Source organism: Mesorhizobium sp. LNHC209A00 (genome assembly GCF_000502915.1).
Taxonomy (GTDB): Bacteria; Pseudomonadota; Alphaproteobacteria; order Rhizobiales; family Rhizobiaceae; genus Mesorhizobium.
Genome location: NZ_AYWT01000017.1, coordinates 88,074 through 100,261, shown reverse-complemented (window position 1 = coordinate 100,261; position 12,188 = coordinate 88,074). Strand labels below are relative to the sequence as shown.

General features: G+C 61.5%; 8 protein-coding genes and 1 pseudogene. 3 read left to right on the top strand and 6 right to left on the bottom strand.

Annotated features, from left to right (window positions below):
• Nucleotides 1-143: 143 nt before the first annotated feature.
• From X739_RS140505 to cphA, 5 genes are all read right to left on the bottom strand, one after another.
• The gene (locus X739_RS140505) at nt 144-692 is read right to left on the bottom strand and encodes a hypothetical protein (protein ID WP_023795897.1); all 549 of its coding nucleotides are present in this window, start codon (nt 690-692) and stop codon (nt 144-146) included.
• A gap of 8 nt (nt 693-700) precedes the next feature.
• Nucleotides 701-1,876 (bottom strand): zinc-dependent alcohol dehydrogenase, encoded by a 1,176-nt coding sequence (locus tag X739_RS140510; RefSeq protein ID WP_023795896.1) that lies wholly within the window; start codon nt 1,874-1,876, stop codon nt 701-703.
• A 1,845-nt stretch (nt 1,877-3,721) separates the two neighbouring features.
• On the bottom strand, nt 3,722-4,303 hold the full coding sequence (locus X739_RS01000000166595) for a cyanophycinase (protein ID WP_023795892.1): 582 nt from the start codon (nt 4,301-4,303) through the stop codon (nt 3,722-3,724).
• 288 nt (nt 4,304-4,591) lie between these two features.
• On the bottom strand, nt 4,592-5,476 hold the full coding sequence (locus X739_RS140525) for an isoaspartyl peptidase/L-asparaginase family protein (RefSeq protein WP_023795890.1): 885 nt from the start codon (nt 5,474-5,476) through the stop codon (nt 4,592-4,594).
• Entirely contained in the window at nt 5,476-8,199 is a 2,724-nt protein-coding gene (gene cphA, locus X739_RS140530) for a cyanophycin synthetase (protein WP_032924436.1), read from the bottom strand. Before cphA ends, X739_RS140525 begins: the two co-directional genes overlap by 1 nt.
• Nucleotides 8,200-8,893: 694 nt before the next feature.
• Between cphA and sdhD the strand changes: the two genes are divergently transcribed.
• The gene (gene sdhD, locus X739_RS0135500; RefSeq protein ID WP_031252375.1) at nt 8,894-9,289 is read left to right on the top strand and encodes a succinate dehydrogenase, hydrophobic membrane anchor protein; all 396 of its coding nucleotides are present in this window, start codon (nt 8,894-8,896) and stop codon (nt 9,287-9,289) included.
• Between the two features lie 71 nt (nt 9,290-9,360).
• On the opposite strand, the gene ctaD is transcribed toward sdhD, so the two are convergent.
• Nucleotides 9,361-11,019: a cytochrome c oxidase subunit I gene (gene ctaD, locus X739_RS140535; RefSeq protein WP_023795886.1), complete on the bottom strand. Its 1,659-nt coding sequence runs from the start codon at nt 11,017-11,019 to the stop codon at nt 9,361-9,363.
• A 233-nt stretch (nt 11,020-11,252) separates the two neighbouring features.
• Here ctaD and X739_RS1000000170775 point away from each other — a divergent pair.
• Together X739_RS1000000170775 and X739_RS01000000166590 are read left to right on the top strand one after the other, a co-directional pair.
• Nucleotides 11,253-11,492: pseudogene (locus X739_RS1000000170775) on the top strand (DUF2243 domain-containing protein); the annotation flags it as partial.
• 67 nt (nt 11,493-11,559) lie between these two features.
• Nucleotides 11,560-12,186 carry a DUF2243 domain-containing protein gene (locus tag X739_RS01000000166590; RefSeq protein ID WP_245273949.1) on the top strand — a complete coding sequence of 209 codons (627 nt, stop codon included), beginning with the start codon at nt 11,560-11,562 and terminating at the stop codon, nt 12,184-12,186.
• Nucleotides 12,187-12,188 lie beyond the last annotated feature (2 nt).

The window sequence follows — 12,188 nt, the reverse complement described above, 5'->3', positions numbered from 1 at the left end:
GTGCTACCACGCCCCGCCACAAACCGTGCGCGGCGGTGATACCAAGATGGCTCGGCTCTTTCCGACACCAGGCAACTACCCAATGCGTTGTGGCCTGGCGAGATGCGACCTGTCGCAAGTCGCATCTCGCTAAGGACCCTCTGTCAGGCCGCGCCGGGGTCCTGGCTACGCTGCGACCGGGCAAAGTCGCGGGCTGCGGCAGTGCCTCTGGGGAAGCCGCTTCGATCGCCGTAGTCGCGCGGCCTGGCACCGCTGCGAGAGTGTCGCGCCGTCACGCCCTTCGCACCAATGATGTCGAGCAATGTGATGCCGGCGACCATGGCAAGCGCAAGGCCCACATTGTCGCGCTTGGGATTGTGATGCCGATACGCTGTCACCAACGTTGCGATGTCCAGGCCGTCGCCAGCGACCCGGCTCCACAGCCCGGCCTGCTTATCCACTGAAAGTGAGAGTATGCCGCTGCCTATCTCCCGCGCCCCATAAGCACGGATCAGATCTTCCTTGCCGCTCATGCCGAGCGCTCGGGCGATCCGCTCGGCGCCGAGAAGCTCGGCCACACCTAGCGCGATGCTGAACCAGCCGAGCTTGCGGGCAAGTTTGTCGGAGGCGCCGGCCACACTCGGCCCAGCCTTCAGTACTTTGGGATCGCCAGGCGATCGGGTGATGTTGGTAAGCTTCGCAACCACGTTCATGACGGTTCCTACGGTTTCAATACGACCTTGATGCAGCTGTCCTGCTTGTCGCGGAACACCTTGTACATTTCCGGTCCCTGCTCAAGCCCGACGGTATGGGTGATGACGAAGGACGGGTCGATCTGGCCATCTTCGATGCGGCGCAACAGATCCTCGGTCCAACGGTTGACATGGGTCTGTCCCATTCGGAAGGTGAGCCCCTTGTTCATTGCCTGTCCCATCGGAATTTTGTCGACCAGCCCGCTGTAGACGCCGGGTATCGAGATCACGCCCGCCGGGCGGCAGACATAGATCATCTCACGCAAAACGTGCGGTCGATCATTTTCCATCAGCATTAACTGCTTTGCTCGATCGTAGACGGTATCGGGCTGGGCCAGCGAAACATGGCTCTCCATGCCGACGCAATCGATGCACTTCTCCGGGCCCTTTCCGCCGGTCAGTTCCTTCAGTCGTTCGGCGACACTTTCCTGGGCGAAATTGATTGCGATGGCGCCGCCGGCCGCAGCCATGGAAAGCCGTTCCGGCAGGCAATCGATCGCCACCACCTGTTTCGCGCCGAGCAGCAGGGCGCTGCGTATAGCCATCTGCCCGACTGGGCCGCAGCCCCACACCGCAACTGTATCGGTAGGCTCAATGTCGCACTGTACCGCTGCTTGCCATCCGGTAGGAAAAATGTCGCCGAGGAAGAGAACCTGTTCGTCGGTAAGGCTGTCAGGCACCTTTACGTGCGTGGCATCAGCGAACGGCACACGCACGTATTCCGCCTGTCCCCCGGGATAGCCGCCAGTCAAATGAGTGTAGCCGAACAGACCCGCGGTGGTATGCCCGAACACCTTGTCACCGAGATTCTTCTTGCGGTTCGTGCGTTCGCAAACCGAAAAGTTCTGTCGCTTGCACTGGTCGCACTGGCCGCAGATGATGGTAAACGGTACGACGATGCGGTCTCCCTTCTTCAGAGCGCCGTCGACGCCCTTGCCGACCTCGACGACCTCTCCCATCATCTCGTGGCCCATGATGTCGCCAGGCAGCATGGCTGGCAGATAGTTGTGGTAGAGGTGAAGGTCGGAGCCACATATGGCGCAACTCGTCACCCTGATGATCGCGTCACGTTCATCCTCAATTTCCGGGTCCGAAACCTGATCGCAGCGTATGTCCTCCTTGCCGTGCCAGACCAACGCTCGCATAGGTTGCTCCTATTTTCGCAAGATCTGTGGGTAGGGACCTCGCGCCTATCCTAAGCGGTCCGACGCCTGGTTGGTTCGACTGTGCCGCTGCTTCTCGAACCACAGGGGCGGACCGATGTTCCGGGAGCTCGAGACAATTTTGGCGCCATTCCAGACCCGCACCTCGGAAGAATCTGTCGAAGGCGAGCTACCGAGGCCGCTGTGAGTGGTGAACGACTCTGGAGCGCTTCCAAGCACGTTGCGCCATTCCCCGAATACCGCCGTCTTCATGGTCGACTTCGCTTCTAGTCCTGGGTAAGCGGCCCTCCATTCGATAGCGCCCGTGCGCTGCAGCCGCTACCAAGGCGCCGCGATCTCTTCCGGTCGCCTTGATCAGCTCGCGAAGCTGTTCCGGCAAGAGCTGTGCAGAATATTGCGCTAAGGTCGAATGGAGAGTGAACGCCCGGATGCTCGCTGTGGATACGCCATATAACTCCTGTAACTCGGACGTATTGAGGACCACGTCGCCGATATTCCGATCGCCCAGGCAGCGTTTGGCGACGCTTTGGACCCCTCGACGGTGCACGTGAACAGCATGCTCCAGGAACTGCGCCGGAAGGGGCTGATCGCCACATCGGGCACATGGGTGCATGCCCTGGACTGGCCAATTACGTGGTGGAACAGGCGCGCCTCGCCGGCAGCAAGGGCTGAAGACCTGACGAGGCATGCCCTTAAGGACTCCAGATGGACAGCATTGATCGCCGAAGTAAAGTATGAGAATGGCGAAAAGCTCCTGAGGCTGGCATCTGCCGCCAGATGACCACGATCCGCCGCAGGGGGAGGCGACCAGCCTCCCGTAAGTGCGACCAGAGGATGACCGGTTCTGCCGAACCGTTATGTGCTTCCGTCGGGAACGTCTGCGACGCTCGGAACAAACGCGTCACAACACAGTTCGGGGCACGCGGCAGTCAAGCTGCAAGATCGGTGACCCGATCGCCCGCGCCGGTTCCCTCCCACGGCGCGGGCTCTTCGCACCGTCGTTAGTAGGCGATAGGACTGATGGGCACGAAGGCCAAGCAGAAGACGGAGTACCGGACCGATCGTGAAAAGCGGATCGAGGCGCTCTACTTCGCCCGCAAGTGTGGGCTCACCNCAGAAGACGGAGTACCGGACCGATCGTGAAAAGCGGATCGAGGCGCTCTACTTCGCCCGCAAGTGTGGGCTCACCATGGACGAGGCACTCAAGATGCTCAGTGAAGCTCCCATCGGGATGGATGATAAGGCGAAGGGCGCTCCGGCAACCTGAATTAGCGGCGCTCGCCAATTGCTCATCGCAGCGCGCCTACTGCGCATGGTCATTTTCATCTCCAACACACATTTCTATGCACGTTCTGCGACTCGAGCGAGGTCACATCGCCTCTTTGGCCCGGCATCACCAGGCGCTGGCTTGCGTTTGGAGCCAACCGTTGGCCGAGAGGTCTGGCATCTCGGGTGCAAGCACCTGATCATCGGCAACAACGATGGCCCTGCCATGATTGGCCCTTCGGCGGGCGAGCGTGAACCACTCCAAGCAATGACCCATCGAGGGCAGCCTTGCCGGATCTCTGCCACTGTCGGTTCTGCCCTTGTCGGCGACGCCAACATTCACCCCCCCTCAATCGTGGTGTCTGTCCTCCAGTCCAGCCCTGGGCTAGGCTTTCCTAGCGCACGCCTGACTGTATGCTGCCAGGGACGCGGTTGCCGCAAGCAGCGTGAAGCTTTGTTCGGTTTGAGATCCTGCTGGACTCCACCTAAGAGCGCAGGACGCTACCGGAATCGAGCGGCTTTTTCGGTGTGCACATCTGCATCGGCGCTGCTTTAAGGCGGTCACGCGGACCCTGCCGCTGATTTTGCCCTAACAGTGGCGAACTCTTCGGGAACTCCCACTGGGCGTCGATTGGCAAGATCGAACCCATTGCCGGAGCTCAGCACGTGAACCTTCAAGTCATGGATAGACAGGGCCGCATCAGCTTCAGCCTCTGCAATGTTAGAATGCGTCACGCCGGCTGCATCGACCAGATATACAGCGCCGCTGCCAATGACCTTGAACATCCCGCCCTTCACCACGATCGCCGTGTCTTCATCGATGCCGATGCCGAGTACGCGCGGGTTCTGCGACACCGCCCCGATGAGCCGCCCGATGCGGCCACGCTCCGCAAAGTGCTGGTCGATGATCACGTTGGGCAGCAGGCCAAGTCCCGGCGCCATGCGAATATGGCCGATCCGAAAGGACGCGGCGTTCGGACCCTTCACCATCATCGTGTCGCTCATGACCGATGCGCCTGCTGAGGTCCCGGCGATAATGCCCCCGCCTTCATAGATTTCGTGCACGCGCACGTCGATTGGCGTGTCGCCGATCTGGCTGGTGATCCGGAGCTGGTCGCCGCCGGAGAAGAAGACNGACGGCACTCACGTTTTCCAGCGCCCGTATCTTGTCCTCATATGCCGCCTCGAGACGGTCGTTGACGTAGAGCTCGATAACATCCTTGATACCCAGCGCGCCGAAGGACTTCTGATACTTCTCGAGATAACCATCCGGCTCATGCGAGGCTATCGTGGCAAGCACGAGTCGGCCATTCGGCACGAGGCTGGCGACCTCCTTCAAGATGACGCGATCGCCATCGTGATCCTCGTGGCCTCCGATGATGATGAGAGTTCCGGCTTTGCCGTTTGAGGGTCGCCTTTTCTTCTTGTCAGTCATTTGCCCTCGTCTTTCTTGCGCATGAAAACATGCGGGTTGTTGTCCTCGCTGGTCATGAACGCGACCGCGAAGTCCCTGCTGTTGTGCGCCCAGCCGGACCTGCCGGCAGACGTAAGCACGATGCCGCCTGCTTCGCCGCCGATCGCCTCCACCTCCCTGAGCGAAGGCTCCAGCACCTCCTCCGCGCCGGCCGCTGCTGCCTGTCCCGAGGAGAGTGCCTGCATGACGCGGGCAGCGAGAACCTTTCGCGCGATATGCTCGCCGTCCCCGGAGAAGGCCACTGCTCCAAGCTGGTTGTCGGCGTAGTAGCCGCAGCCGGGCTGCGGGGAATCGCCGACGCGGCCCGGAGCACAACCCTCCAGTCCGCCAGTCGAAGTGCCCACTGCGAGATCCCCGTACTGGTCCAAGGCAACGATGCCGATCGTATCCGTCGCCCTCGACTTGGTGGAGGCCTTGCCTTGCTGCGGCGGGATCAAGTCCGCCGGATCGCAAAGCTCCAGCCCCTTGTCAGCGGCGAAACGCCGGGCGCCGTCCGACGCCAGCAGCATCGGCTCCTCATGCAGCATGGCCCTGGCAACACTGATCGGATGCCACACGCCCTTGATAACGGCAACGGCACCCACATTGAACTCCTTGCCCTCCATCACGGCGGCGCACATTTCCACCTCACCGTCCGAATTCAGAGCGGCGCCATAGCCCGCATTGAACGTAGGGTCGGCTTCGAGGACACGACCGGCGGCTTCCACCGCATTGACCGCTGTTCCGCCTCCGGCCAGGACGGCGCGGCCGGCCTCGATGGCCCTGATGCACCCGTTGCGATGCGCCTCCTCTTCGTCCGGATCGATCTCCTTGGCGCCGCCATGCAGGATGAGTGACCACATCAGCCGGCCCTCAGATGAGGCACTTGGGTTTCATCAGGCCCTCGCCGCGAAGGCGCCCCGCTCACGAAGCCCGTCACCTGCCGCCAAACAGCCTCGATGTTGTCAACGGTGAGCACGACAAGGTCGTTTTCCCGAGCAAGCTGCAGGCACACCTCGACTGCCTCCTTTTCGGGACAGACGGCTTGAATGCGGCCTGGGGCGCAGCCGGCGTTCAAGGCCCCCTCCCGCAGCAAGCGCGCGATCGCGCCGTGGGCGCGGCCGCGCAACTCCTGCTCATCCTCCTTGAATACAATGACATCGAATATCCGCGAAGCCACCGCACCCATCTCGCGTATGTCGCAATCGCGGCGGTCACCTGGTATCGCGACAAGGCCGATCGTGCGCTGATAGCCGCGCCTCATATGGGAAACAAGGTTTCCGAGCGCTTTCAGCCCTTCGGGATTGTGCGCGTAATCGACGATGGTGCGGAAACCGTGCCCGTCGAAGACATTGAGGCGACCGGGAGATTGCTCGAACGAGGTGGTGAAGTCGGCCAGTGCCGCCCGGATCGTCGCCGCGGGGATACCGTGGCAATGCGCCATCGCAATAGCGGCTAGGCTGTTGGCAACGTTGAATTCGGCCGATCCCTCGAAAGTCGCGGGGATTTCGTCAACGCTCATCAGGAATATCGATTCCCCATCCTCGTGGATAAAGATGTCCCAGCCGTCCCGGCTGCGCTCGCGCGTCACGGCGCGGCCACCATCCGCCAGGTGGCTGCGCAGGAAACCGGGCCACTCACTCCTGTTCGCCAGCGAGAAGTAGCAGATACTGCCTCCAGCATCGCACGACATTGCTGACGTGTGCACGTCGTCGGCGTTGAGGATGCTCCATCCGCCGCGGCGGACGGACTCGACGACGACCGACTTCACTTCGGCCAGATCCTCGATGGTGTCGATGCCCCTCAGCCCGAGATGATCGCCATGGACGTTCAGCACCGCGCCAATGTCGCACGTATCGAAGGCAAGCCCTTCGCGCAGGATCCCCCCACGCGCACATTCCAGCACGGCGACGTCCACACCCGGTTCGCGCAGCACAATCCTGGCGCTTTGCGGACCCGAGCAATCGCCTGTCATGATCCGCTCGCCGTTCAGGTAGACGCCTGTGGTCGAGGTGAGGCCGACGGTTGCGCCATTCGCCTGCAGGATGTGCGCCAGCATTCGGGCGGTGGTCGACTTGCCGTTGGTCCCGGTAATGGCGAAAATCGGAATCCGGCCGTCCTTGCTGCCCCTGAAGAGGAGGTCGAGCACTGGCCGTGCGACGTTTCGGGCGCGCCCCGAGGAGGGTTCGAGATGCATGCGGAAGCCGGGACCGGCGTTCACCTCTATGATGCCGCCGCCGGTCTCGCTGACCGGCCTGGAGATGTCGGGGCAGACGAAATCGATGCCGGCAATGTCGAGACCGACGATATGTGCCGCCCGCCTTGCAATCAACGTGTTTTCCGGATGGATTTCTTCTGTCCGGTCGATTGCCGTCCCGCCGGTGGACAAATTGGCGGTGGGCCGCAAGAATACCATTTGACCTGGCGCTGGAACGCTCGAAATGGTGAGCTGCGACTTCGACAGGAAATGCTCGACGCATTCGTCGATTTCGATGCGGGTCAATACCGAGGAATGGCCCTCTCCCCTTCGCGGGTCGCGGTTCGTCTCCTCGACGAGCTCGGCGACAGAGCTCCTGCCATCGCCGACGACATGTGCTGGGACCCTCTCGGCAAGCGCCACCACCTTTCCGCCGATCACCAGGATTCTATGGTCCGAGCCGACGAAGTGTTGCTCGACGATGACGCTGCGGCCGTGTTCCCGCGCCTGTTCGAAGCCCCAGCGAACCTCGTCTTCAGTGCCGAGACGAATGTTGACGCCGTTTCCGTGATTGCCGTCGAGTGGTTTGGTGACGACGGGATAGCCGAGTCGTGCCGCCGCCGCGATAGCGTCCTGTGCCGACCGCACCAGTTGGCCGCGTGGCACCGGCAGCCCGGCCTGCTCCAGCAGGAACTTGGTGAGGTCTTTGTCGGAGGCGATCTCGGTCGCGATCTCAGAGGTGAGATCGCTGCAGCTCGCGCGGATCCGCTTCTGGTGCTTGCCGTGGCCAAGTAGCACGAGGCTGGTGTCATCCATTCGCGCCGCGGGAATGCCCCGTCGCTCGGCCTCACGCACCAGGGAGGCGGTCGTTGGCCCCAAGGCACGCTCGGCTGCAAGTGCCCTGAGCTGCTGCAACCTCGCCGCGAACTCGAATTGCCCCTGCGCTTCGGCAATGTCGCCGAGCCCCTCTACGCCATTCAGATTGGCGGGCAACAGGCTGTCCACCAGCTCGAGCGCAACTCGTCCGGCGAGCAGGCCCACCACCTCATCCTTGTAGGCGAACATGACGTTGTAGGTGCCCGGACTGCCTTTGACCGACCGTGTCTTTCCGCGTGTCACCCGGTGGCCGAGCATGCTCTGCAGTTCCAGGGCCGCGTGCTCGACGACGTGGCCGAGCCAGGTTCCTTCCTGCATGCGGCGGACGAAGCCGCCGGGGACGCCGTAGCTGCAGCCATGGGCAGCGAGGCCGGGCAACAGGCGGACGACCTGTTCGGAAAATCCGGGCAACTTGTCTGTTGGGAACGCCTCAAGAGCCCCGAGATCGATCCGGATCTGGACCATTGGCGTCATGCTGTAGAGATGCGGTCCGCGGAACGCGCGAACATCCACAACGCGGATCCTTGGTAGAGGCGAGGTGTCTCGATGAACTTCGTTGCCCGACATAGTACGTTCTCCTGACTGACCCCGCAACTTCTGGAGAATCGATCAGTTCCAGCTCTGCAATATAAATCTGTGTTCCGGACAACAAATAAAGAAAAACATTAACAAATGTTGGTCGACAGACAGGGATCACCTTCGGCTAGGTGCAAGCAATAACGGCCTGGATAACTACTTACCTCTCGAGATGCCAGGCATTCGGCTGCTCGTGCGCTTGGGATCCACGACTGGCTTGCCAACCGTCAGGCGGCCTTCGCCATGCGAACACCCACTAAATCTCTGACATGTCGGGCGGACTGGGAACTTTTCGACTTGCCTGGGGTTGGGCACCACCTGGTTCCCGGAAAGTCAGTTTATGCAAAGTCGGCAGTCCGTGAAGGCCGCCCTTGTCAAGGAGATCGACGCTGTGCGGCACAGCATCTCTCGGCTTCAGCACGGGCTATGCAGGGAACGCGGACCCGACCGGAATTCCTGGCCTTGCGGATATCAGCTGACCGCGCAGAAAGTGCGCCTTGCCCGGCTGGAAACTGTACTCGCGAACCGTCTATCGGCACCGACAGGCCTGCGGTTGCAGGAGCAGCCTTAATGCCACGCGCTGCGCGCCGAAATTAAGCCACGCGCTACGCGGGAGATTTGGGAGAGAAACATGGCAGGCCGCTCCGAGCACTCGATCAGAACCCCGGCTTCCCGTGTGCGGAGGCTCGGATCGGCGAAACACGGAACCGAGACGTTCATGCTGGAACGGCTGACGTCCGTCGCACTGCTGATCCTCGCCATCTACATCGTCGCGATCGTCATCCGGCTGGTCGGAGAACCTCGCGACGTCATCCTCGGCGCGATCGGGTCGATCTATGTCGCGCCGGCGCTGATCGCCTTCATCTTCGTCAACTGCATACACATGCGGCTGGGCATGCAATCGATCATTGAAGATTACTGCCACGCCACCGTCCTGAAATCGTTTCTGATGATCGCGAACTGGCTGTTTTGCTGGGCAGTGGCCCTCTTCAGCTTCTTCGCCGTCCTGGCCATCAGCTTCCGATAGGTCTCCATTCACGAACCGCGAACAGCGGTTCGCCCAATTTCGACCGACAGGCTGTCGCGCCGCCCGCGAACTCATCTGATCTTCGGCAGCCTGTCCCATTGATGGAATGGTGGCGGAGATGCCAGTTCCCATTCCAAAGTGGTGGCTCCCGGCCCCCAGGGGTTCGAGCCGGCCGCCCTCCGCCGGTAGAAGGCCTCGATGACGCCGACGAGGAAGAACAGCACGCTCGCGGCGGACAGATACGATCCATACGAGGACACCAGGTTCCAGCCGGCGAATGCGTCGGGATAGTCGACATAGCGACGCGGCATACCAGCCATTCCAAGGAAGTGATGGGGGAAGAAGATGAGGTTCACACCGACGAAGGTCGTCCAGAAATGGATTCCGGCCAAAACCGGATTGTACAGATATCCCGTCATTTTCGGAAACCAGTAATACCAGCCCGCGAAGATGCCGAAGATCGCTCCGAGCGACAGTATGTAGTGGAAGTGTGCGACGACATAGTAGGTATCATGCAATTCACGGTCGAGGCTGGCATTTGCAAGTTGAACACCGGTCACGCCACCCACGGTGAACAGGAATATAAAGCCGAGCGCCCAGAGCATCGGCGCTCGCAGGCTGACCGAACCGCCCCACATCGTTGCAATCCAGGAGAACACTTTTACCCCGGTCGGCACTGCGATCACCATTGTAGCGAAGGTGAAGTAGCGCTGCGTGTCGAGGCCTATTCCGCTGGTATACATGTGGTGTGCCCAGACCACGAAACCGATCGCCCCGATCGCCACAATTGCGTACACCATACCGAGATACCCAAAAATCGGCTTTCGCGAGAAGGTTGAGATCACCTGGCTAACAATGCCGAAGGCCGGCAGGATCATAATGTACACTTCCGGGTGGCCGAAAAACCAGAAGAGATGCTGGTATAGCAGCGGGTCGCCTCCGCCGTCCGGCGCGAAGAAAGTGGTTCCGAAATTGCGATCCGTCAGTAACATGGTGATGGCGCCGGCCAGCACCGGCAGGGCCAGCAGCAGCAGGAACCCGGTGACAAGGATCGACCACACGAACAGGGGCATCTTGTGCAACGTCATGCCTGGTGCGCGCATGTTGAAGATTGTCGTGATGAAATTGATGGCCCCAAGAATAGAGGAAGCGCCGGCAATATGCAGAGACAGAATGACCAGATCGACCGCGGGACCGGGGTGGCCCGAGGTCGACAGTGGTGGGTAAAGGAACCAGCCGGTCCCGGCACCGTAGCCGCCGGGGACGCTGGGCATGAAGATCGACAACGAAAGCAGCATCAATGCCGGCGGCAGCAGCCAGAACGATATGTTGTTCATGCGCGGGAAGGCCATGTCGGGGGCGCCGATCATGATCGGAACCATCCAGTTGGCGAACCCGCCGATCAGCGCGGGCATGATGGTGAAGAAGATCATGATCAGGGCATGCGCCGTAGTGAATACGTTATAAAGTTGCTTGCCGGCATCGATGGCCGCGTCGCCTTGGTAGCCGTAGATCATCGAGGCCAGTCCAGGGAAAAACTGGATCCCGGGTTGCTGCAGTTCGATTCGCATGCAGACCGACAAGAGCATGCCGATGAGTCCCGCCATAAAAGCGAAGATCAGGTAGAGCGTGCCAATGTCCTTGTGATTGGTCGAAAACAGCCAGCGGGTGATGCCGCTCGGCTTGTGCTCCTCGCGACTGCCCGGACCTGCTGCCGCAAATTCACTCATAACCGTTCTCCGCTCGAGGCGTCTGTCAACCAGCATCGAACCGTGCTGGACCTTGATTGTTCCCTCCGCAGAACCGACACGGTTGAGGAACATTCGATGGAAGCCGCCGTTAGGTTCCGCGGGGCCGAACCTGCGCTGAGGATTGCCATCCATGCTTGCGATGATTGCTGCGACACTGGTTCTGGTGACGGTGGTTGGTGGGCTGATATCTGCCTTTTGGATAGAGTCGAGTCATGGTCTCCATGACCCCAGTCCGGACATGTCGGCCCCTGTGCAGCAGTTTGACACTTCAGCCTGGCGGCGATGGTCCTGACATGGACGCGACTACCGCGACACTCGATCCGACAACGCGAGCCGGCTGGCTGCTGCTCGGCTTCGCGCTGGGCGGTTTCCTCGACGGCATCGTCCTGCATCAGATCCTGCAATGGCACCATCTTCTCTCGGGTCTCGCCGACCCGGCGGGTTCCGACCTGCGCTTCCAAATCATGGCCGACGGCCTTTTCCACCTCTTCATGTATGTGCTGGCTGTCGCCCACGGTGATGCTGGTGGCCGCGAGGGCGGCCGGCGCGCGGCCCGGAACAACGACCGAGATCCTGCGGCTCGCCCTGACCGGCTTCGGCGTCTGGCATCTTGCGGACGCCATTGTGTTCCATTGGCTGCTCGGCTTGCACCGGGTCAAGATGAACAGCGACATGCCGCTCGCCTGGGATCTTGTGTGGCTTGTCATGTTCGGCATCGTGCCGCTGCTGCTGGTGCTGGTGCTCCCCAACCGCGGTGGACCGGCACGCGGTGCTTCGGCAGCGCTGACCGGCATCGTCCTGCTTGCCGGACTAGCAGCGGGCGCCAGCCCGCTTTTCAACGGTGCCGCCACTTCCGTCATCGTCTTTCGTTCGGGCATGGAACCGGCGGCGATGATGCGGGCCGTTCAAGCCGCCGACGTCCGCCTTAAATGGGTCGACGCCAGCGGAACCATCTGGGCGGTCGACCGGGTCTCCTCGGCGCGGCCTGGTCGCCCTGCACGCGCGCGGGGCCTTGATCGTCGGCACGACGCCTGTCATTGCCGGATGCCTCGCCTGGACCGATACCGCCGGAGCGGACAACAACCCCAACCCGCAGCAAGCCATACCTGTCAGGCTTTGACTTCCATGCCGGACAGGCGAGGATGAAG

Bases quoted from the DNA above. Each gene is read 5' to 3' on its own strand.
- X739_RS140510 (WP_023795896.1), bottom strand. From the start codon at position 1,876: ATGCGAGCGTTGGTCTGGCACGGCAAGGAGGACATACGCTGCGATCAG.
- X739_RS140525 (WP_023795890.1), bottom strand. From the start codon at position 5,476: ATGTGGTCACTCATCCTGCATGGCGGCGCCAAGGAGATCGATCCGGAC.
- sdhD (WP_031252375.1), top strand. From the start codon at position 8,894: ATGGCAGGCCGCTCCGAGCACTCGATCAGAACCCCGGCTTCCCGTGTG.
- ctaD (WP_023795886.1), bottom strand. From the start codon at position 11,019: ATGAGTGAATTTGCGGCAGCAGGTCCGGGCAGTCGCGAGGAGCACAAG.
- X739_RS01000000166590 (WP_245273949.1), top strand. From the start codon at position 11,560: ATGCTGGTGGCCGCGAGGGCGGCCGGCGCGCGGCCCGGAACAACGACC.
- X739_RS140505 (WP_023795897.1), bottom strand. From the start codon at position 692: ATGAACGTGGTTGCGAAGCTTACCAACATCACCCGATCGCCTGGCGAT.